The 21,293-nt window shown below is 76.1% G+C and carries 20 protein-coding genes; 11 read left to right on the forward strand and 9 right to left on the reverse strand.

The features are described from left to right. Positions 1-165 precede the first annotated feature (165 nt). Positions 166-1,584, forward strand: coding sequence for an NAD(P)/FAD-dependent oxidoreductase (locus ACI79L_RS16070; protein WP_456937754.1), 1,419 nt, complete (start codon positions 166-168; stop codon positions 1,582-1,584). 58 nt (positions 1,585-1,642) lie between these two features. On the opposite strand, the gene ACI79L_RS16075 is transcribed toward ACI79L_RS16070, so the two are convergent. Both ACI79L_RS16075 and ACI79L_RS16080 read right to left on the reverse strand, forming a co-directional pair. Further along, positions 1,643-2,107, reverse strand: coding sequence for a hypothetical protein (locus tag ACI79L_RS16075; protein WP_456937755.1), 465 nt, complete (start codon positions 2,105-2,107; stop codon positions 1,643-1,645). Further along, a complete protein-coding gene (locus tag ACI79L_RS16080; RefSeq protein WP_456937756.1) occupies positions 2,100-3,776 on the reverse strand; it encodes a PHP domain-containing protein in 1,677 nt (558 codons plus the stop codon). Before ACI79L_RS16080 ends, ACI79L_RS16075 begins: the two co-directional genes overlap by 8 nt. 173 nt (positions 3,777-3,949) lie before the next feature. Between ACI79L_RS16080 and ACI79L_RS16085 the strand changes: the two genes are divergently transcribed. The 4 genes from ACI79L_RS16085 to ACI79L_RS16100 all read left to right on the forward strand — a co-directional run bounded on the left by ACI79L_RS16085 (position 3,950) and on the right by ACI79L_RS16100 (position 7,447). Further along, positions 3,950-4,657 (forward strand): class I SAM-dependent methyltransferase, encoded by a 708-nt coding sequence (locus tag ACI79L_RS16085; protein ID WP_456937757.1) that lies wholly within the window; start codon positions 3,950-3,952, stop codon positions 4,655-4,657. Positions 4,658-4,757: 100 nt separating this feature from the next. Further along, a complete protein-coding gene (locus ACI79L_RS16090; protein ID WP_456937758.1) occupies positions 4,758-5,744 on the forward strand; it encodes an asparaginase in 987 nt (328 codons plus the stop codon). Positions 5,745-5,810: 66 nt separating this feature from the next. After that, positions 5,811-6,692, forward strand: coding sequence for a polysaccharide deacetylase family protein (locus ACI79L_RS16095; RefSeq protein ID WP_456937759.1), 882 nt, complete (start codon positions 5,811-5,813; stop codon positions 6,690-6,692). Positions 6,693-6,757: 65 nt separating this feature from the next. After that, positions 6,758-7,447, forward strand: a complete 690-nt coding sequence (locus tag ACI79L_RS16100; RefSeq protein ID WP_456937760.1) for a hypothetical protein — start codon at positions 6,758-6,760, stop codon at positions 7,445-7,447. A 33-nt stretch (positions 7,448-7,480) separates the two neighbouring features. On the opposite strand, the gene amaB is transcribed toward ACI79L_RS16100, so the two are convergent. From amaB to ACI79L_RS16115, 3 genes are all read right to left on the reverse strand, one after another. Next, entirely contained in the window at positions 7,481-9,010 is a 1,530-nt protein-coding gene (gene amaB, locus ACI79L_RS16105) for an L-piperidine-6-carboxylate dehydrogenase (RefSeq protein WP_456937761.1), read from the reverse strand. Between the two features lie 91 nt (positions 9,011-9,101). Next, positions 9,102-10,259, reverse strand: coding sequence for an NAD(P)/FAD-dependent oxidoreductase (locus tag ACI79L_RS16110; RefSeq protein ID WP_456937762.1), 1,158 nt, complete (start codon positions 10,257-10,259; stop codon positions 9,102-9,104). Between the two features lie 86 nt (positions 10,260-10,345). Next, positions 10,346-11,182, reverse strand: a complete 837-nt coding sequence (locus tag ACI79L_RS16115) for an HpcH/HpaI aldolase/citrate lyase family protein (protein WP_456937763.1) — start codon at positions 11,180-11,182, stop codon at positions 10,346-10,348. Positions 11,183-11,315: 133 nt separating this feature from the next. Between ACI79L_RS16115 and ACI79L_RS16120 the strand changes: the two genes are divergently transcribed. From ACI79L_RS16120 to ACI79L_RS16130, 3 genes are read left to right on the forward strand one after another with little or no spacing between them, the layout of a single operon-like run. Further along, entirely contained in the window at positions 11,316-11,915 is a 600-nt protein-coding gene (locus ACI79L_RS16120) for a TetR/AcrR family transcriptional regulator (protein WP_456937764.1), read from the forward strand. A gap of 6 nt (positions 11,916-11,921) precedes the next feature. Then, positions 11,922-14,105: an MMPL family transporter gene (locus ACI79L_RS16125; protein ID WP_456937765.1), complete on the forward strand. Its 2,184-nt coding sequence runs from the start codon at positions 11,922-11,924 to the stop codon at positions 14,103-14,105. Positions 14,106-14,149: 44 nt separating this feature from the next. Next, positions 14,150-15,028, forward strand: a complete 879-nt coding sequence (locus ACI79L_RS16130; RefSeq protein WP_456937766.1) for a PhzF family phenazine biosynthesis isomerase — start codon at positions 14,150-14,152, stop codon at positions 15,026-15,028. Positions 15,029-15,034: 6 nt separating this feature from the next. Here ACI79L_RS16130 and ACI79L_RS16135 read toward each other — a convergent pair whose 3' ends face one another. From ACI79L_RS16135 to ACI79L_RS16145, 3 genes are all read right to left on the reverse strand, one after another. Further along, positions 15,035-15,430: a VOC family protein gene (locus tag ACI79L_RS16135; RefSeq protein WP_456937767.1), complete on the reverse strand. Its 396-nt coding sequence runs from the start codon at positions 15,428-15,430 to the stop codon at positions 15,035-15,037. 111 nt (positions 15,431-15,541) lie between these two features. Then, complete coding sequence (gdhA, locus tag ACI79L_RS16140) at positions 15,542-16,891, reverse strand: NADP-specific glutamate dehydrogenase (RefSeq protein WP_456937768.1); 1,350 nt, start codon at positions 16,889-16,891, stop codon at positions 15,542-15,544. Between the two features lie 49 nt (positions 16,892-16,940). Then, positions 16,941-18,125: a trans-sulfuration enzyme family protein gene (locus ACI79L_RS16145; RefSeq protein ID WP_456937769.1), complete on the reverse strand. Its 1,185-nt coding sequence runs from the start codon at positions 18,123-18,125 to the stop codon at positions 16,941-16,943. Between the two features lie 59 nt (positions 18,126-18,184). On the opposite strand from ACI79L_RS16145, the gene ACI79L_RS16150 reads away from it, so the two are divergent. After that, positions 18,185-18,775, forward strand: coding sequence for a helix-turn-helix domain-containing protein (locus ACI79L_RS16150; protein WP_456937770.1), 591 nt, complete (start codon positions 18,185-18,187; stop codon positions 18,773-18,775). Then, positions 18,772-19,500, forward strand: coding sequence for a B3/B4 domain-containing protein (locus ACI79L_RS16155; RefSeq protein ID WP_456937771.1), 729 nt, complete (start codon positions 18,772-18,774; stop codon positions 19,498-19,500). Before ACI79L_RS16150 ends, ACI79L_RS16155 begins: the two co-directional genes overlap by 4 nt. Here ACI79L_RS16155 and ACI79L_RS16160 read toward each other — a convergent pair. After that, positions 19,479-20,672 (reverse strand): NAD(P)/FAD-dependent oxidoreductase, encoded by a 1,194-nt coding sequence (locus ACI79L_RS16160; RefSeq protein ID WP_456937772.1) that lies wholly within the window; start codon positions 20,670-20,672, stop codon positions 19,479-19,481. The genes ACI79L_RS16155 and ACI79L_RS16160 overlap by 22 nt on opposite strands. Positions 20,673-20,783: 111 nt before the next feature. Between ACI79L_RS16160 and ACI79L_RS16165 the strand changes: the two genes are divergently transcribed. Next, the gene (locus ACI79L_RS16165; protein WP_456937773.1) at positions 20,784-21,233 is read left to right on the forward strand and encodes a hypothetical protein; all 450 of its coding nucleotides are present in this window, start codon (positions 20,784-20,786) and stop codon (positions 21,231-21,233) included. Positions 21,234-21,293: the final 60 nt, after the last annotated feature.

A 21,293-nucleotide genomic window follows, 5' to 3' on the forward strand; every position in this document is an offset into this window, starting at 1 on the left:
GCCGTCAGGGTCCCCCGGCGGCTGCTCGGATCGTCGCGCGCTCCGAGAGCCCATGGCCCCTGTCGGTCCCCGGCCCCCGGGAGGACCGTCGCGTCGGGCGGCACGACCCAGGGGGCGATCGCTGTGCCACGGAGAGACGGACGAGCGGTCGTCATCGGGGCGAGCATGAGCGGGCTCCTGACCGCCAGGGTGCTCACCGAGGCGTTCGACCGGGTGACGGTGGTCGACCGGGACGTGCTGCCCGGCGAGCCTGCCGCACGGCGCGGCGTACCCCAGGGACGGCATCCCCACGGGCTGCTCGCCCGCGGCCGGGAGGTGCTGGAGGAGTTCTTCCCCGGCCTCACCCAGGACCTGGTGCGGCACGGAGCCGAGATCGGCGACATGCAGCGCGACGCCCGCTGGTACAACGACGGGCACCTGCTGTGCCGGTCCCCGATCGGGATGCAGGGCCTCGCCATGAGCCGACCGCTGGTGGAGGACCGGGTCCGGGCCCGCGTCCTGGACCTCCCCGGGGTCGAGGTGCTCGCACCGGCGCAACTCCTCGACCTGACAGCGGTCGACGGGCGGGTGTCCGGGGTGCGGGTGCGTCGCTCCGATCCCGTCGCCAGGAGCACGGAGGAGGAGTCACTCCCCGCTGACCTGGTGGTCGATGCGACCGGGCGCGGATCGCACACCCCGTCCTGGCTCGAGTCGCACGGCTTCGGCCGGCCGCCGGAGTCCCGGATCGACGTGGACGTCCGCTACACGACCTGGGTGGTCCCCCGGTACGACGACGACCTCGACGGCGACCGCGTCTGCCTCATCGGGGCCACCACCGCAGTCCCCCGGTTCGGCGCCGCCCTGGCGGTGGAGGGGGGACGCTGGATCGTCAGCGCGGGTGCCTACCGACCCGACGCCGCGCCGACGGACCTGGCGGGTTTCCGGACCTTCGCGGCCCGCCTGCCCGCACCGGAGGTCGCCCAGCTCATGGCGGACCGGGAACCGATCGAGGGCCCGCACGTGTACCACTTCGTCGGGAGCACGCGACGGCACTACGAGCGGTTGACCCGGTTCCCGGAGGGCCTGCTGGTCACCGGTGACGCCTTGAGCAGCTTCAACCCGGTCTACGGCCAGGGCATGACGGTGGCGGCCATGGAGGCCCTCGCCCTGCGGCAGCTGCTCGCTGCCGGCGTCGACGACCTCGCCCGGCAGTTCTTCCGTCGCGCCGCGCGTCTCGTCGACGTTCCGTGGGACATCGCCGCCGGCAGTGACCTGCGGCAGCCCTCGGTCCTCGGACGGCGTTCGGCGCGAGTGCGCGTGGTCAACGCCTACGTCGCACGGGTCCAGGCCGCTGCTGCGGTCGACGCCGGGGTGGGCTCGGCGTTCCTCCGGGTGGCCAACCTGATCGACCGGCCCGAGTCGTTGCTGCGACCGCGGCTCGCGGCCAGGGTGCTCCTGGCGCAGCGGCGCGCCGTCCAGGGCGCTGCACCCGTCGCCGACCGGCCGAGACCCGTCGTCGAGGTGCCCCGGCCACGTGAGGTGCCGGCGGGCGGGTCCGCCGAGGCCGGGGACGGAACCGCGCGTCCTGTCCGCGGCCAGGCCTGATCCCGGCGGCGAGCTCCCTGTCCCGTCGATCGCGGGCCCGCCCCGGGCCACCCGTCCCTCAGTGGTCGCTGCAGCAGGCCCGCGGGGTCGGCGACTCGAACGGGCAGACCTCGCGGTCGTCCCACGCGTTCACGGTCAGCACGAGGACGCCGTCGCGGTACTCCGGGCGCACGTGCCCGCGGGTGCGCAGCACCAGGCCCGGGGCGTCGGCCACGCCGAGCAGGTCGACCGCCTCGATCGCGCACCGCGCGGTCAGCTCGGCCAGCGGGAACCGGTCGGGCAGGTCCTCCTGGCCGGGGAAGCGGACCAGCCGCCCGGAGGCCCGGTCCCGGTGCGCCCGGGCGACACCGGCCGCGTGGTGACCGCCCTCGGCCGACCGGACGACGTGCGTGGCGACCTCCGTGGCGCCGACCCGCCGGCCGAGGTCGAGCAGCCGGTGCTCCAGCTCGGCCGGCGGGCTCCACGAGCTGCCGGTGTCGCCGCAGAGCGCGACCCAGCAGTCGCCGGAGGAGGACTCAGCCAACGGTGACGAACACCGGGTTCGAGTAGAACCACAGGTCGGTCCACGGGTCGCTGTTGCCGACCGGGTCCTGCCGCGGCTCGATGCTGCCGGGGGCGCTCACGTTGCCGTCGGTCCCCCGCAGCCGCAGGTAGAACGACCGGTCGACGCGGCGGATCACGTGGTTGATGACGACCTGGCCGTTGCCGCGGACCTCGAAGGACTCCGCGACGCGGGTCTCCGGGGCCGCCTGGGTGTCCCGGTCGGCGGCCGGGCCGGTGACCGGCCCGGTGATCAGGTCGACGCGGCGCAGCTGCGGCACGTCGCCGTGGGCGTTGGGCTGCCGCCGCTGGGTGATGCGGATCTGCACGTGCACGTTCTCGCCGCGGCCCACCCGCACCTGCTCGCCGAGGGTCCCCGGCGCGTTGCCGCCGCCGTCGCCCCGGACGGTGACCTCCAGGCCGTCGATCAGGTCGCCGTGGACGACGAACGCCCGCCCGGCCCGCAGGCCGTCCATGACGGCGCCGTAGTCGCGGGCGGTCGAGCCCACCCAGGTGCGCGAGTAGTAGCCGGGGAAGTAGTCGCCGCGGTCGACCTGCGGGGTGCCGCTGTCGACCGGGTCGCCGTACCGGCCGTTGGCGGTGAACCAGGCGCTGCTGTCCTGGCCGGCGGGCCGGACCAGCCGGTCGAGGTGGACGGAGTGCGAGTCGGAGTTGGCGGTGATCCACCACGGCCGGCCCTCGGCCAGCAGCGAGTCCCAGACCCCGCCGACCTTCGCCGTCATCCAGTCGAACCCGCCGAACGTCCGGTAGGACTCGGGCGGGTAGCCCGGCCAGCTGTTGGCGTTCGGGGAGTTGCCGTAGAAGCCGCGCGCGTCACCCGGGCCCTGCGGGGTGGGGATGCCGGCGGCCTGGTGCCCGGGCGCGCCCTCGAAGCCGATCGCCACCCGCGGGTCGGCGTCGCGCCAGGCGCGGATCTCGTGCGGCGAGTCCAGGCCGTTGCGGGCCGGGTGGTTGGCGAGGAACAGCGCGTTCGGGGTGCGGCCGGCGAGCATCTGCTGCCCCAGCCACCGGATGCCGGCGACGGCCTGCGCCTCGTTGGCCGGCGAGCTGGCGGAGGTGCCCCGGACCGCGCCGTCGAACTGGCTCTCGAACTCCTTGAGCACGGTGACCTCGTGGTCGCCCGGGGCGACGAAGACGGTGCCGTGCTCGGCGGCCGGGATGTTCCACTCCAGGCCCTGGAACACCAGCACGTCCCGGTAGGCCGTCCGGGCGGCGCGGACGTCGGGGTTGACCAGGTCGACGCCCAGGCGCGCGTGGGTGGCGGACCCGTGGTCGGTGATGACCAGCCAGTTCACGCCGTTGCGGCGGGCCTGCTCCACCTGGTCCCGCACGGTGTAGAGGCCGTCGGAGCTGTACTGCGTGTGGATGTGGTGGTCGCCGTTGAGCCAGGTGTACCCGCCGGCACTGCCGCTGCCCGCGCGGGGGGCGGCCTGCGCGGTCCGCGGCGCACCGGCCACCGTCGCGCCGACCGCCAGGCCGAGGACCCCGGCCGCCTGCAGGAACCGCCGGCGCGAGAGGTCGCCGGGCGAGAGGTCCTGGTCGGGGACCGAGACGTCGCTGTAGGGCGTCCAGGCGGCGGGCTCGTGCTCGTGGTCGTGGCCGTGGTCGTGGTGGTGGTGCGGACCGGACACGTCTCTCCTCGGGGAGCGGCGACAGGAGGGCCGGCCGCGGGGAGCGGTCCGGCCCCGACCCATACTCAGGACCGAGGTGACCGACGGGTGGCCTGCCGGTGACACACCGTGGTGTCCGGCGTGACGTCTGCGCGCCGTCTGCGGGACGTGCGCGGGGATGCCAGGGTGGACGGGTGACCGACGTCCAGCACCGCGACGGCCGCCGCACGGCCGCCGTCCGCACCTACCAGGGGCACGGCATCCACGCGGCCCCCGGCGTGCACGAGTACGCCGCGGGCCTGGCCCGGACGCTGCTCCCCGACGGCGGGCGGGTGCTCGAGGTCGGCTCCGGCTGCGGCGCGCTGGCGCTGCGGCTGCGCGACGCGGGCGTCGACGTCGTCCCCACCGACCTCGACCCGCCGCACGACTGGATCGCCCGGCTCGACCTCGACGACCCGGACTGGACCGAGGAGACCCGCGGCCCGTTCGACCTGGTCGTGTGCGTGGAGACGCTCGAGCACGTGGAGAACCCGCGGCAGGTGCTGCGCTCGATCCGGGCCCTGCTGCGCCCCGGCGGCCGGCTGCTGGTGAGCACGCCGAACGTCACGCACCCGCACTCCCGGCTGCTCACCCTGCTGCGCGGGGCGCCGTACATCTTCGGCCCGAGCCACTACCACTCCCCCGGCCACATCACCCTGCTGCCGGACTGGATACTCACCGAGCACGTGCGGCTGGCCGGGTTCGACCGGATCGAGGTCACCACCGCCGGCGACACCCTCTACACCGGGCCGATGCGGCTGGCCTACCGCGTGGAGATGGCGGTGCTGCGGCTGCTCGGCATCCGGCAGCGGGCCACCTCCGGCGACGGCGTCTGCACCTTCGTCACCGCCACCGCCGTCTAGCGGCCGGGAGCGTGTGCGCCGACGCCGCGTCCCGGCGCACGGAACACGGCGTCAGCGCACCCTGTCCCGGTCCCCGACACCCGCGCCCCGGAGGTCTCCCGTGTCCCTGGTGACGGTGCTGGCGACCGGCGGCACGATCGCGACCCGGGCCGACGCGAGCGGGGTGTCGACGGCACAGGACAGCGGGGCGGACCTGGTCGCCCGGCTGGCCGGGGACCTCGGCACCCGCCTGCGCGTCCGGGACGTGCTGCGGGTCGGCAGCTACCTCATGACGCTCGAGCGCATGCACGCCGTCGCGTCCGCGGTGGCCGGCGAGCTGGCCGACCCGGAGGTCGACGGGGTCGTCGTCACGCACGGCACGGACACGACCGAGGAGACGGCGTTCTTCCTCGACCTCGTCCACCGCGATCCCCGGCCGGTCGTGCTCACCGGCGCCCAGCGGCCGGCGGACGCTCCTGACAGCGACGGGCCGCGCAACCTCGCCGACGCGGTCACCGTCGCCGCGAGCCCGGCCGCCCGGGACCAGGGCGCCCTGATCGCCTTCGGCGGGCGGGTGTTCCCGGCACGGGGCACGCGCAAGGGCCACACGCTGGCGGCCGACACCTTCACCGCGCCGGACGCGGGTCCGCTGGGATGGGTCCGGGACGGCGCCCTCCTCCTCGAGCGCTCGGCCCGCCGCCCCGCTCCCCTCGACCTCGCCCGCGTCGACCCGGCGGGTGTCCGCGTCGACGTCGTCGCCTGCCACCCGGACGCCGACGCCACGGCGCTGCACGCGTTCGCGGCGGCCGGCGCCCGGGGGATCGTCCTGGAGGCCACCGGCGCCGGCAACGCCAACCCCGTCGTCTGCCGGGCCGTCCGCGAGCTCACCGACGCCGGCGTCGTCGTGGTCACCTCGACCCGGGTGGCGGCCGGCCCGGTCGCCGCCCTCTACGGCGACGGCGGCGGCACCGACCTGCTCGCCGCCGGGGCGCTCCCCGCAGGCCTGCTGCGCCCCTCCCAGGCGAGGGTGCTGCTGGCCGTCCTGCTGGGGCTGGACCGGGACCCGGACGCCGTCCGCGCCGGCTGGCGGGCCCGGACCGGCGGCTGACCGGCACCGGCCGGCAGGAACGACCCGGCCGCAGGTGGCGGCCCGGGGGACCCGAGAGGAGAGGTCATGCCCAAGGAGATCCTCTGCGCGTTCGGCGTCGACGTCGACGCGGTGGGCGGCTGGCTGGGTTCCTACGGCGGCGAGGACTCGCCGGACGACATCTCGCGCGGCGTCTTCGCCGGCGAGGTCGGCGTCCCGCGCATGCTCGAGCTGTTCCGCCGCAACGGGATGCCGAGCACGTGGTTCTGGCCGGGGCACTCCATCGAGACGTTCCCCGAGCAGTTCGACGCCTGCGTGGCCGCCGGGCACGAGATCGGCGTCCACGGCTACAGCCACGAGAACCCCATCGCCATGAGCCGCGAGCAGGAGTCCGCGGTGCTCGACCGCTGCATCGAGCTGATCGAGGAACGGGCCGGCCGCCGTCCCACCGGCTACGTCGCCCCGTGGTGGGAGTTCTCCCCCGTCACCAACGAGCTGCTGCTCGAGCGCGGCATCAAGTACGACCACTCGCTGATGCACCGGGACTTCGAGCCCTACTACGTCCGGGTCGGCGACAGCTGGACGAAGATCGACTACTCGCAGCCGGCCGACACCTGGATGAAGCCGCTCGTCCGGGGCCGGGAGACCGACCTCGTCGAGATCCCGGCGAACTGGTACCTCGACGACCTCCCGCCGATGATGTTCGTCAAGGCCAGCCCGAACAGCCACGGGTTCGTCAGCCCCCGCCACCTCGGGGAGATGTGGCAGGACCAGTTCGACTGGGTCCACCGGGAGATGGACTACGCGGTGGTCACCTTCACCGTGCACCCCGACGTGTCCGGCCGGCCGCAGGTGCTCCTCATGCTCGAGCGCCTCATCGAGCACGTCAACGGCCACGAGGGCGTCCGCTGGACGACCTTCGACCAGATCGCCGACGACTTCGTGGCGCGCCGACCCCGCCCGGCCTGACGGCCGGCTCCCCCACCCGCCGCCGGCGGGCGCCGAGCGCCCGCCGGCCGACCGGAGGTCCCCAGGTGTGCGGTGCGTGCGGTGCCGGCCCGGCCGAGGACTGGGCCTCCCCCGTCCTCGGCTCCTCCGCGGCGCGGTCGGCGGTGGCCGCGGTGGTCGGGGCCGCCGCTCCCCGCGGCGTCCGCGTGCGGCCGGTCCCCGGTGGGTGGACGGTCGCCCGTCCCACCGGCGGGACCACCGTGGCCGGCACGGTCACCCGGCTGGTCGAGGCCGTCGCGGCCGATCCCGGCGCGGAGGTCGACCTGCCGCCCGCGCCCGGCGACCACCTGCCGACGCACGGGCGCCGTCCGGTGACTCTGGTGCACGGCGACACCGTCCCCGGCGCGGTCGACACCGCGGACGCGGACTGGCCGCACCGGGTGACCGGAGCCGGGACCGCGGTCGTGCTGACCGCCCGCGAGCGACCGGAGGAGGTGCTGGACCTGCTCCTGGCCGACCCCCTCCGCCGCTCCGTCCGGGTCACCCGCCTGGTGAGCGCCACGCTCCCGGGGTGGCGCGGCCCGGCCGCCCGGCTCCCCGGGATCCCCGCGGCGGTCCCCCGCGACCGGGTGCCCGCGCTCACCGCCCTGGTCGCCGTGCGGCTGGCCGGCCGCGGGCCGCACGAGCGGACCCGCACCCGGGTGGCGGTCGACGGGACACGACTGACCCTCGACGCCCTCGGCCCGCGGGTGCTCGCCCTCCACGGCGAGGGGTGACCGGGGCGGCCGGCCCGGGTCACCCCGCCGCCGTCAGATGGGGAACTCGACCCCCTGGGCGAGCGGCAGCTCACCGGAGAAGTTGATCGTGTTGGTGGCGCGGCGCATGTAGCCCTTCCACGCGTCCGAGCCGGACTCGCGGCCGCCGCCGGTGTGCTTCTCCCCGCCGAACGCGCCGCCGATCTCCGCACCGGAGGTGCCGATGTTGACGTTGGCGATGCCGCAGTCGGAGCCGTCGGCGGCGAGGAAGCGCTCGGCCTCGGCCTGGTCGGAGGTGAAGATGCTCGACGACAGCCCCTGCGGGACGTCGTTGTTGAGCGCCACCGCCTCCTCCAGCGTGCGGTAGGGCAGCACGTAGAGGATCGGCGCGAACGTCTCCTGCCGGACGATGTCGGTCTGCCCGGGCATCCGGACCAGCGCGGGCTCGGCGTAGTACGCGTCCGGTGCCTCGTCGGCCAGCCGCCGTCCCCCGCCGGCCAGCACCTCCCCGCCCTGCTGCCGGGCGGCCTCGAGCGCGTCCTGCATCGCCTTGAACGCGGCGTCGTGGATCAGCGGCCCGACCAGCGTGCCCGGCTCCAGCGGCGACCCGATCGGCAGCCGGCGGTAGGCGGCCGCGACCCGCTCGGTGAGGGCGTCGACCACGTCGACGTGCGCGATCAGCCGGCGCATCGTGGTGCAGCGCTGCCCGGCGGTGCCGGCGGCGGAGAAGACGATCCCGCGGGTGGCGAGGTCGAGGTCGGCCGACGGCGTGACGATCGCGGCGTTGTTGCCGCCGAGCTCCAGCAGCGACCGGCCGAAGCGGTCGGCCACCCGCGGCCCGACCAGCCGGCCCATCCGCGTCGACCCGGTCGCCGACAGCAGCGCCACCCCCGGCGACTCGACGAGCGCCTCGCCGACGTCGGCACCGCCGAGCACGACCTGGCTCAGGCCCTCCGGCGCGCCGGTCTCCGCGATCGCCCGGTCCAGCAGCGCCGCGGAGGCCAGCGCGGACAGCGGCGCGAGCTCCGAGGGCTTCCAGACGACGGGGTCGCCGCAGACCAGCGCGAGCGCGGTGTTCCACGACCAGACGGCGACCGGGAAGTTGAACGCGCTGATGACGCCGACGACGCCGAGCGGGTGCCAGGTCTCCATCAGCCGGTGGCCGGGGCGCTCGGAGCTGATCGTGCGGCCGTACAGCTGCCGGGAGAGGCCGACGGCGAACTCGCAGATGTCGATCATCTCCTGGACCTCGCCGGCCGCCTCGGAGGTGATCTTCCCGACCTCGACGCCGACCAGCGTGGCGAGGTCGGCCTTGTGCTCGCGCAGCAGCTCGCCGAACCGGCGGACCAGCGCGCCGCGCACCGGCGCCGGGACCGTCCGCCAGGTGCGGAACGCCTCGCTCGCGCGCTCGACGGCGGCCGCGACGTCGGCCGCGGTGTCCCGGCGCAGCGCGGCGACCCGCTGCCCGTTCACCGGGGAGGTCACCGGGAAGTCGCCCGCGATCGCGTCGAGGTCGACGCCGCAGCGGCCGGCGGCGTCGGCCGCCAGGCGCGCGAGGTCCTCGGCGGTGGGCAGGGTGGTCACAGGGGGCACTCCTCGGGTCGAAGGACGGTGTTCGAGTTGGTCCGGCCCCTCTGCAGGGTCCCGCCGCGAGCGGTGGGGGGCAGAGGGGCCCTTACACGATGTTCAGTTCGGGGCGGACGCCGGCGCCGGCGAACCGGCGGACGTCGAACCCGGAGACGTCGACGAACGGCTGCGCGCCGACGTACAGGTCACGCACCACCTCCCCGACCGCCGGCCCCATGAGGAAGCCGTGGCCGGAGAAGCCGGTGGCGTACAGGAACCCCTCGATGTCGGCGGCGCGGCCGATGAGGGCGTTGTGGTCCGGCGTCATCTCGTACAGGCCCGCCCAGCCGCTGGCGACGCCGACGCCGGCCAGCGCGGGCGCCCGCCGCTCGATCGCCGCGCCCAGCCGCGGCAGCCAGGCGTCGGAGCGGGTGAGCCGGAAACCGGGGGTCTCGTCGGGGTCGGACATGCCCAGGAGCAGGCCCTCGCCCTCCCGGTGGAAGTAGAACGAGGTGCCGAAGTCGATGGTGAACGGCGTGTGCGGGTCCAGACCGGGCACCGGCTCGGTGACCAGGATCTGCCGGCGCAGCGGGCTCACCGGCAGGTCGACGCCGGCCCACGCGCCGACCTGCGCCGACCACGGGCCGGCCGCGCAGACCACGGCCTTGGTCTCGATCGTGCCCGCCGCCGTGGCGACCGCGGCGACCCGCCCGTCGCGGACGTCGATCCCGGTCGCCGGGCAGTGCGGCAGCACGGTGACCCCGGCCCGCCGCGCGGCGGAGGCGTAGCCGAGCACGACCGACTCGGGCGTGCAGTGCCCGTCGGTGGGCGACCACGCGGCGGCCAGCAGCCCGTCCGGGTCGACCATCGGGGACAGCCGCACCGCCTCGGCGACGTCGACCATCCGGCTGGGCACGCCGAGGTCGTTCTGCAGCGCGACCGCCGCCTCGAAGTCCGCGACGGCCGCGGCGTCGTCCAGGAGGAACAGGTAGCCGACGGGGGCGAAGTCGATCTCCTGGCCGAAGCGGGCCGGGAAGTCGCGGAAGGTCTCCAGGCTCCGGGCGCCGAGGGCGACGTTCACCGGGTCGGAGAACATCGCCCGCACGCCCCCGGCGGCCCGGCAGGTGGAGCCCGACCCGAGGGCGTCCCGCTCGAGCAGGACGACGTCGGGCACCCCGGCCAGGGCGAGCTCGTAGGCCGTGGCCAGCCCGACGACCCCGCCGCCGACGACGACGACCGAGGCCGAGCGGGGCAGCTGCCGGGTCATGGGACCTCCTGCTCAGGACGGGACGGGATCCCCATCCTGGGCCCTGGACGCCCCCGGCACCACGACCCGGCCGCCGCGTGGCCCGATCAGGCGGGCCGCACCCCGAACGTCTCGGCCAGCCGCTGGATCTTGCGGGCCCGGCCCAGCCGGGGCAGGTCGCTGCCGTCGCGGATGACCTGGCCGCGGGCCTCGAAGTCGGCGAGGAAGTCCAGCGCCCACGCGACGTCGGACGGCGCGGGGCTGATCACCTCGTTGATGACCGGTGCCTGCTCGGGGTCCAGGCACAGCTTGCCGGTGAGGCCGAGGGTCACGGTGACCGCCGACTGCTCGCGCAGCACCGGGTGGCTGGTGCTCACCGTGGGGCCGTCGATCGGGCCGGGCAGGCCGCCGATCCGGCTGGCCACGACCAGCCGGGAGCGCGGGTAGGCCATCGCCAGGTCGTCGGCGCTGGTGCCGGTGTCGCGGCGGTAGTCGCCGCTGCCGAAGGCGAGCCGGAAGGCGCCGCGGGCGCGGGCGATGCCCACCGCCTCCTCGATGCCCAGTGCCGACTCCACCAGCGCGAGCACCGGCGTCGAGCCGCCGAGCCGGTCGAAGGTCTCGGTGACGTGCTCGCCGGCCTCGGTCTTGGCCAGCATGACCCCGGCCAGCCCGGGTAGCCCGGCCAGGGCGGCGACGTCGTCCTCCCAGAACGGCGTCGAGTGGTCGTTGATCCGCACCCAGGCCGACCGCTCGCCGTCCTGCAGCCAGTCGACGACGCCGGCGCGGGCCTCGGCCTTGCGGGCCGGGTCGACGGCGTCCTCGATGTCGAGCACCACCTGGTCCGCGCGCGAGGCGTACCGCTCCGCGAACAGTTCCGGGCGGGCGCCGTTGACGAGGAGCCACGAGCGCGCGTCCGCCGGGCCGACCCTCCTGCGTGTCGTCATGACGTCATCCTCGCCCGCCACGGGCGGGGACCCGGGAGCGACTCCCGGCCAGCGGGACGCTGTGAGCGACCCCACGCCGACCAGATCGGGCGGTCGGCCGACCGGATCGGTCGGTCCGCCGTAGCCTGGCAGCGTGGCCCGCCCGTTCCGGCAGCAGATCGACGAGGGGATCCTCGACCGCGCCGCCGCCCTCTTCGCCCGGCGCGGCTACGCCAAGACGTCGGTGCAGGACGTGGCCGACGCCGTGGGCCTGTCCAAGGCCGGGCTGCTGCACCACTACCCCAGCAAGGACGCGTTGCACGAGGCCGTGCTCGCCCAGGCCGAGACGCTCGGCGAGCGGGTGCTCGACCAGGTGGCGCACCTGCCGCTGGGCCCGGCGCGCGACCTCCGCGCCGTCGAGGTGCTCGTCGACGTCGCCCTGGCCCACCCCGGCGTCGTCGCCATGCTCCTGGCGCCGGCCACGCAGGGCGAGCCCGGCGCCGAGGGCGCCCTCACCGAGGGGGCCGGCGCGATGGCACTGGCCGCCTTCGGCGTCGACCCGGAGACCGCCGAGCCGGAGCGGTGCGTCCGGGTCGTCGGCGCCCTCGGCGCGCTCGCCGTCCTCACCCTCGCCGCCCGCCAGGCGGACCTGGTCCTGGCGTGGCGGCCGTACGTCGTCGCGACCTGCTTCGACGCGCTCGGCCACCGCCGCCCGGGCGCGCCCCCTTCCCACCCCACCCAGGCGGAGGCCTGATCGTCCATGGCAGTCCTGTTGTCCCGTCTCGGGACCTCCTCCGCGCGGCACCGGTTCGCCGTCCTCGCCGTGTGGCTGCTGGTCCTCGTGGCCGGCGGCGTCGGCGCGGTCACCCTCTCCGGGCCGACGTCGACCAGCTTCTCCATCCCCGGCCAGGAGTCCACGACCGCGCTGGAGCGGATCGGCGAGGAGTTCGGCGCGGGGGCCGGCGGCGTGTCCGCGCGGGTCGTCGTCGCCGCGCCCGAGGGCGCCACGCTGACCACGCCGGAGAACGCCGCCGCGGTCACCGGACTGGCCGGCACGCTCGGGCAGCTGCCCGGCGTCGTCTCCGCGACCGACCCGCTGGACCCGGCCGCGCCGTCGGTGAACCCGCAGCAGACGGTCGGCTACAGCACCGTCACCTACGACGCCGAGGCCGGCGGGGTCACCCCCGAGGAGCAGGACGCGCTGCGCGACGCCGTCGCCGACGCCCGCGACACCGGGCTGACCGTCGAGGTCACCGGGCAGGCGCTGGAGGAGGTGCCGGCCGTCGGCGGCCCGGCCGAGGTCCTCGGCGTCGTCGTCGCGCTGGTCGTCCTGGCCGTCACCTACGGCGCGCTCGCCGTGGCCGGCATGAACCTGCTGACGGCGCTCGTCGGCGTGGGCGTCGGCGTCCTGGGCATCACCATCGCCACCGGCTTCGTCGACCTGTCCTCGACCACGCCGATCCTCGCCGCGATGCTCGGCCTGGCCGTCGGCATCGACTACACGCTGTTCATCGTCACCCGCCACCGCCAGGAGCTGCTGCGCGGCACCGACGTCCACCGGTCCATCGGGCTGGCCGTCGGCACGGCCGGCTCCGCGGTGGTCACCGCCGGCCTCACCGTCGTCATCGCGCTGGCCGGGCTGTTCGTCGCCGGCATCCCGTTCCTCACCCAGATGGGTCTGGCCGCGGCCGCGACGATCGTCGTCGCCGTGCTGGTGGCGCTCACGCTGGTCCCCGCGGTGCTCGCCCTGCTCGGCCACCGCGTGCTGCCCCGCAGGCGCCGCGCCGCGGCGACCGCCGGGACCGCCGTGCCGGCCCGCGGGCGGGGCTTCCTCGGCGGCTGGGTCGGCACCGTCACCCGGTTCCGCACCGCCTCCTTGCTGCTGGCCATCGTGGGCCTCGGCGTGATCGCCATCCCGGTCGCCTCCATGCAGACCACGCTGATCCAGACGCCGGCCGAGGGCACCTCCGCCGCCCGCGCCGACGCGCTGCTGGCCGAGGGCTTCGGCGAGGGCTTCAACGGCCCGATCACCGTGCTGTTCGAGGGCGACCGCGCCGCGGAGGCGGCCGGGCAGGCCGCGGGCGCGGTCGGCGGCCTCGACGACGTCGCGCTGGTCGCGCCGCCGGTCCCCAACGCCGACGACACCGCCGCGCTGCTCACCGTCGTCCCCCAGTCGGGCCCGACCACGCGGGCCACCGAGCAGCTCGTCGCCGACCTGCGCGCGCAGCTGGCCGACCTCGACGGCGTCGACGCCTACGTCACCGGCGCGACGGCGGTCAGCGTCGACGTCGCGCAGAGCCTGGACGAGGCGCTGCCGAAGTACCTGCTGCTCGTCGTCGGGCTGGCGCTGGTGCTGCTCGTGCTGGTCTTCCGGTCGCTGCTGGTGCCGCTGGTCGGCGTCCTGGGCTTCCTGCTGACCATCGGCGCCTCGCTCGGCGCGACCGTGGCGGTGTTCCAGTGGGGCTGGCTGGCCGACGTGGTCAACCTGGACACCACCGGCCCGCTGCTGAGCCTCACGCCGATCCTGGTCATCGGCATCCTGTTCGGCCTGGCGATGGACTACCAGGTGTTCCTGGTGTCGCGGATGCACGAGGCGCACAGCCACGGCACCCCGCCGCTGGAGGCCATCCGCACCGGGTTCCGGCAGGCCGCACCGGTCGTCGTCGCCGCCGCGCTGATCATGTTCAGCGTGTTCGCCGGGTTCGTCCCGGCCGGCGAGGCGACGATCAAGTCGATCGCCTTCGCGCTGGCCATCGGCATCCTGGTCGACGCGTTCGTCGTCCGGATGGTGCTGGTCCCCGCCGCGCTGGCGCTGCTCGGGAAGGCCGCCTGGTGGCTGCCGCGCTGGCTGCGCTGGCTGCCGGTGCTCGACGTCGAGGGCGCCGCGCTGGAGCGGCACCCCGGGCCCGCGCGCGAGCCGGCGCCGGCCGGCGACCCGCGCTGACCCTGGACGCCCACGGCCCGTCTCCCCTCCCGGGGAGGCGGGCCGTGCTGTCTCACGTCGGCGTGCTCACGGCTCCGGTCCCCCGTCCCGAGGTCCTGCGGTACGTCGCGTTCAGCGCCGACCCGTCCGGCGGCAACCCCGCCGGGGCCGTGCTCGACGCGACCGGCCGGACTGACGACGAGATGCTCGCGATCGCGGCCGGCGTCGGGTTCTCCGAGACCGCGTTCCTGCTGCCCGGCCCCGACGGCCCGGACGCCCGGTACTTCAGCCCGCTGGCCGAGGTGAGCTTCTGCGGCCACGCGACGATCGCCACCGCCGTCGCGCACGCCGAGCGCGCGGGTGCGGGGACGCTGCACCTGCGCACCGCGGCCGGCGAGGTGCCGGTCCGCACCGAGCGCGGCGCCGACGGCGCCTGGACGGCGACCCTCACCAGCGTCCCGCCGCGGACGGCGCCCCTCGCCGACGCCGACCTGCGCGACCTGCTGGCGCTGCTCCGGCTGACCCCGGGCGACCTCGACCCCGCACTGCCGCCGCGGGTGGCCTACGCCGGCGCGTGGCACCCGGTGCTGGCCCTCGCCTCCCGCGAGCGGCCGGCCGTCCTCGACCACGACGTGCCCGGGCTCGGCGCGCTGATGGCCGACCGCGGCTGGACGACGGTCGCGCTGGTGTGGCGCCAGGACGCGACCACGTTCGCCGCGCGCAACCCGTTCCCGCCCGGCGGCGTCGTCGAGGACCCGGCCACCGGCGCGGCCGCGGCGGCGCTGGGCGGCTACCTGCGGGAGGGCGGGCACGTGCCGGTGCCCGCCCGGCTCACCGTGCCGCAGGGCGCGGACACGGGCCGGCCGAGCACGCTGTCGGTGCACGTGCCGGCCGGGAGCGGCGGCATCGAGGTGAGCGGCACCGCCGTCCCGCTCCCGGGGTGACCCGCGTCAGGCGCGGCTGTCCTCCTGGTCGATGCACAGGACGTTGCCCTCGCTGTCCGTGAACCAGGCCGCCTTGCCCATGCCGGGGACCGAGGCGATCTCCCCGCTCCACTCGACGCCGGGCATGTCCCCGTACACCTCGAAGGCGACCCCGCGGGACTTGAGCTCCTTCACCTGGGCCTCCACGTCGTCGACGTGGAACTGGGCGATGGTGTGCCCGGCCTGCCCGGCGTAGTCGGTCCGGTAGACCGAGAAGCGGGTGCCCCCGGTGGTCTCGTACTCCAGGACCTCGCCCATGAGCTCGCGCACCGGGGTGAGGCCCAGCTTGTCGGTGTAGAAGGTGCGCGCCCGGTCGATGTCGCTCGCCGGGATGTTCGCCGCGACGCGGCTGTCGTCCAGCATGGCCGGCTCCCGAGGGGTGGGACGGGTCCCCCGTGCTGACGTCCGCGGACGCTAGCCCCGGCCCGGGGGCAGGGGCAACGGAGACCGGGCCGGTCTCCTTCGGCCCCCGCCTCAGACCAGGCCGTGCGCGTGGACGGCCTCGGCCACCTGGAGGAAGCCGGCCACGTTCGCGCCGAGGACCAGGTCGCCCGGGGAGCCGTACTCCTCGGCGGTGGCGTGGCACCGCTCGTGGATGCCCCGCATGATCTCCTCCAGCCGGGCCTCGGTGTGCTCGAAGGTCCAGCGGTCGCGCGAGGCGTTCTGCTGCATCTCCAGGGCGGAGGTGGCCACTCCCCCGGCGTTGGCGGCCTTGCCGGGCGCGAACGCGACCCCGGCCTCGCGGAACACCCGGACCGCGTCGGGCGTGGCCGGCATGTTGGCCCCCTCGACGACGTAGCGGCAGCCGCTGCGGGCGAGGACGGCGGCGGCGTCGCCGTCGAGCTCGTTCTGCGTCGCGCTCGGGATCGCGACGTCGCAGGGCACGTCCCAGATGCTGCCGTCGGCCACGAACGACGCCGAGCCGACCCGCTCGGCGTACTCGCCGATCCGGGCCCGCTCGACCTCCTTGACCTGCTTGAGGACCTCGAGGTCGATGCCCTTCTCGTCGACGACGTAGCCGCTGGAGTCCGAGCAGGCGACCACGGTGCCCCCGAGCTGGTGCACCTTCTCGACCGCGTAGACGGCGACGTTGCCCGACCCGCTGACGGTGACGCGCCGGCCGTCGAACGACTCCCCGGCCGCCTCCATCATCGCCTCGGCGAAGAAGGCCGCCCCGTAGCCGGTGGCCTCGGTGCGGACCAGCGCGCCGCCCCAGCCCAGGCCCTTGCCGGTGATGACCCCCGACTCGTAGCGGTTGGTGATCCGCTTGTACTGGCCGAACAGGTAGCCGATCTCCCGGGAGCCCACGCCGATGTCCCCGGCGGGCACGTCGGTGTACTCGCCGAGGTGCCTGTAGAGCTCCGTCATGAACGACTGGCAGAAGCGCATGACCTCGGCGTCCGACCGGCCCTTGGGGTCGAAGTCCGAGCCGCCCTTGCCGCCGCCGATGGGCATGCCGGTGAGCGCGTTCTTGAACACCTGCTCGAAGCCCAGGAACTTGACGATCCCGAGGTTGACCGACGGGTGGAAGCGCAGCCCGCCCTTGTAGGGACCCAGGGCCGAGTTGAACTCGACGCGGAACCCCCGGTTGATCTGCACCTCGCCCGAGTCGTCCTGCCAGGGCACCCGGAAGATGACCTGCCGCTCGGGCTCGCAGATGCGCTCGACGGTCTTCATCTCGGTGTACTCGCTGTGCCGGCTGAGCACCACGGCGAGCGACTCGAGCACCTCGCGGACCGCCTGGTGGAACTCCGGCTCCGCGGGGTTGCGGCGCAGCACCTCCTCGTGGATGCGCTCGACCACCGGCGGGAGGCTGTCGGCCACGGGGATCCCTCCGCTCCTCGGCCGGACCCGTTCCGGATCCGTGGTGCGGTCATGATGCCGGGCCCCGGTCTCGGCCCTCCCCGCCGGTACCCGGCCTCGCCGGGCGGAACCCGGGGACCTGCCCCGCGGCCTCCAGCGCGGCCGCGAGGTCGGCCCACAGGTCCTCGACGTGCTCGATCCCCACGCTGAGGCGCACCAGCCCGGCCGGCACGTGCTCCTGACCGGGCAGCTTCGCCCGCCGCTCGACCGTCGACTCCACGCCCCCGAGGCTGGTGGCCGAGGCGACGACCCGGACGCGGGCGCAGACCGCGTCGGCCACGCCGGCGCCGGCGACCTCGAAGGCCAGCACCGTCCCGGAGCCGCGCATCTGCCGCGCGGCGAGGTCGTGGTGCGGGTCGCCGGGCAGGCCCGGGTAGCGCACCCGCAGCACCGCGGGGTGCGCGGCCAGCCGGCGGGCGAGCTCGCCCGCGGACTCCTGCGCCTGGCGCAGCCGGACGGCGAGGGTGCGGGCGCCGCGCAGCGCGAGGAAGGCCTCGAGCGCGCCCGGCGTGGCCCCGGCGACCTCGCGCCGGCGGGCCAGCCGCGCCCGGTCCTCCGGGCGGCGGCACACCACCGCGCCGAGCAGCAGGTCCGAGTGCCCACCGATCGCCTTGGTCGCGCTGTGGACGGCGAAGTCGGCACCGAGCCGCAGCGGGTTCTGCAGCAGCGGGGTGGCGAAGGTGTTGTCCACGGCGACGAGCGCGCCGCTCGCCGCGGCCACCGCGGCGACGTCGACGACCTGGAGCAGCGGGTTGCTCGGCGTCTCCAGCCAGACCAGGTCGGCGTCGCCGGCCGCGGCGGCGAGCGCGCCGGCGTCGGCCACGTCCACCGTGCGCACCGCCCAGCGCCCGCCGGCCGCCGCGCCGTCCGCGAGCAGGGCGCGCAGGCCGGTGTAGCTGTCCTGCGGCACCACCACCCGCGCCCCCACCGGCAGCAGATCGAGCACCGCGGCGATCGCCGCCATCCCCGAGGAGAAGGCCACCGCGGTGCCGCCCTCGAGGTCACCGAGCAGCTCCTCGAACGCCTCCCAGCCGGGCGTGCCGTCGTCGCGGGAGTACTCCCGCCCCGCCGTCCCGGCCGGGGCGGCGCGGAAGTTCGACGCCGGCACGATCGGGACGTTCAGCGGCTGCCCGGGCGCTCCGCTCCCCCGGCCGAGGGCCGCCAGCCGGGTCTCCATCCGCAGCTCCACGGACACCGCCTCCTCCGATGCAGTATGTTGCACTTCGAGAGGCAGCGTACGAGGAGGGAGCAGGGATGGCGCAAGCGCCCGGGGTCAACGAGCTGATCGGGCAGCGTGTCCGGCAGCACCGCACCGCCCGCGGCTGGACCCTCGACGAGCTGGCCGACCGCTCCGGCGTCAGCCGCCGGATGGTCATCACCATCGAGCACGGCGAGGGCAACCCGAGCATCGCCACCCTGCTGCGCATCAGCGACGCCCTCGGCGTCGGCCTGCCCGTGCTGGTCGACGTCGAGCGCCCCCGCGCGCTGGCCGTCACCGCGGCCGGACGGGCACCGGTCCTGTGGCGCGGCCCGCACGGCGGGCGGGCGCTGCTGGTCGCCGGCACGGAGCCACCCGACGTCGTCGAGCTGTGGGACTGGACCCTCCACCCGGGCGAGGAGCACGCGAGCGAGCCGCACAGCCCCGGCACCCGGGAGCTGCTGCTGGTCCTCGAGGGCACGGTCGACCTCCGCGTCGGGGACCGCACCGACCGGCTGGCCGCCGGGGACTCCGCGGCCTTCGCCGGCGACGTCCCCCACGGCTACGCCGCCCCCGCCGACGCGCCCGCCCCCGCCCGCTTCGCCCTGACCGTGTTCCAGCCCGCCGTTACCGGAGGACGCAGATGACCGACCCGCAGGAGTGGCTGGCCGCGGCCGCCGTCGACGACGCCGTGCTCGCCCTGCGCCCGGACTACCGGGCGCTGCTGCTCACCGCCGACGGGCTGCAGGGCGGCCCCAGCGACGCGGCCAGCGAGCGCGTCCTCGCCGCCGCCGAGGCCACCGCGCGGGAGCGGCTGAACGGGCGGCGGCCCGAGGAGCTGCCGCACCCGGCCGCCTGGCGGGAGGCCTACCGGGCCTTCGGCGCCAAGCCGCAGCGCACCCGGCCCAGCGTCGAGGCGCTGCTGCGCCGGCTGGACGCGGACGGGCTGCCGCGCATCGACCGGATCACCGACGTCTACAACGCCGTCTCCATCGCCCACCTGCTGCCGCTCGGCGGGGAGGACCGCGCCGCCTACGCCGGGCCGCCGCGGCTGGTGCGCGCCGACGGCAGCGAGCCCTTCGACACCACCGCCGGCGGCGAGCCCGCCGTCGAGCACCCGGAGCCCGGCGAGGTCGTGTGGCGCGACGACGCCGGCGTGACCTGCCGCCGCTGGAACTGGCGCCAGGGCGTGCGCACCCGGATCACCACCGGCACCACCAGCGCCTTCTTCGTCCTCGACGTCCTGGACCCCGTGACCGACGACGACGCGCACGCCGCCGCCGACGCGCTCACCGACGCCCTGCTCGCCCTCGGCCCCGGCGCCGTCGTCCACCGGCGGCTGCTCGGCGGTCAGGCGTCGACGGGCGCGTAGAGCCCGGCGGAGGAGCTGGCGCCGCTCACGACCAGGTCCGCCACCACGCGGGAGGCGACCCACGCCTGCACGTGGCCGGTGCCGTTGTAGCCGCCCAGCGCGAGCACCCGACCGTCGGTGCCGGGCACCGGCCCGCACCGGGGCAGGGGGTCCGCGGCGAAGCCCACGACGCCGGCCCACCGGTGCGTGACCGGCGCGTCGACCCGCAGCTCCTCGCGCAGCCACCGGTCCAGCCGCGCCTGCACCGGCGCGGAGACCTCGGCGCGGTCGGTCCAGCCGGCGTCCCCGTCGAGGTCGGAGAAGCCGCCCAGCGCGATCCGGCCGTCCGCGGTCTGGTGCACGTACTCGTGGCCGTACCGGGCGTAGACGGGGAACGGGAGGACCGCCCGCCCGAGCGGCGCCGTGGCGAGCATGTTCAGCCGCCGCGGGCGCACGGCCGCCGCCGTCGGCACCAGCGCCGCGAGGTCGCCGTCCACGGCCACGACCGCCCGGTCGCAGCGCACCGTCCCGGCCGCCGTCCGCACGACGACGCCGTCCCCGTCGGCGGCCGGCGGCGCGACCACCGCGGAGCGCTCGAAGACCCGTGCGCCGCGCGCCTCCAGCGCGGTGGCCAGCGCCCGCAGCCAGCGGAGCGGGTGCACCGAGCCGTCGTGCGGGAAGAGCAGCCCGGCGCGTTCCGGCCGGGCGAGCGGCCCGGGGAGGTCGTCCCCGGCGACCGGCGTCCCCGGGAAGCCGTCCTCGGCGAGCGCCGCGGCGTTGGCCCGGACGTCGTCGGCCTCGGCCGCGTCGACGGCGAGCCGGAGCAGCCCGTCGACGCGGAAGTGCGCGCGGGCGCCGACAGCCTCGGCCACCTCGAGCATCTCCCGCTGGGCGGCGAGCGTCGCGGCGTGGACGGCGACCGCCCGCTCGCGCCCCCAGAGCGCGCGGGTCTCGTGGTACATCGGCGCGGCGCCGGCGATGAAGAAGCCGCCGTTGCGGCCGCTGGCGCCCGACGCCACCTCGTGCCGGTCGAGCACGATCACCGAGAGGCCGGCGTCGAGCAGCCGCCGGGCGGTCGCCAGCCCGCCGACGCCGGCGCCGACCACGCAGACGTCCGCCCGCGCCTCCCCCTCCAGCGGGCCCCGGGGGTGGTACGGCTCGTCCTGCCACAGGGGTACCGGGCTCGCGTCCACGGGATGATCGTCGTGCACCGCCACCGGCGTGGCCGTCAGGGGTGGTGGTCCCGCGGGTCTCATCCGCCGCGGAGGACGCGGCGCCCGCCGTCGACGGGCACGGTCGGCGGCATGTCGAGGTGGGTGTCCCCGCTGGCGGTCGTGGCGCTGGGGGCGGGGCTGGTCTCCTGCTCGTCGTCGGACGCGGAGGACCCGGCGGCGACCAACTCGGCGACCTCCTCGGCGACGTCCGCGAGCGCGGGGGTGTGCGGCCCCGCGGAGGACCTGCGCGCCTCCCTGGCCGCGCTGCGGGAGGTCCCGGTGGTCGAGCAGGGCACCTCCGCGCTGGAGGAGGCGTGGGCCACGGTGGAGGAGGACTGGACGCAGTTCGCCGACGCGGCCCGGACCGAGTACGGCGACGAGGTCGACGACGTGCAGGCCGAGGCCGACGCCGTCCGGGAGGCCGTCGACGCGGCGCAGGCCGATCCGTCCGCCGGCACGCTGGGCACGGCGGCGACCGCCGTCGGGGCGTTCGTCCAGGAAGCCGACGCCCTCCTGGAGGAGACGACCTCGCGCTGCTGACCGCGCCGCCCGCGGGACGGACGGGGCGCCCGGGAACGGCGTGCGCGGACGGCGTCGGAC

Source organism: Geodermatophilus sp. SYSU D00684 (genome assembly GCF_054050455.1).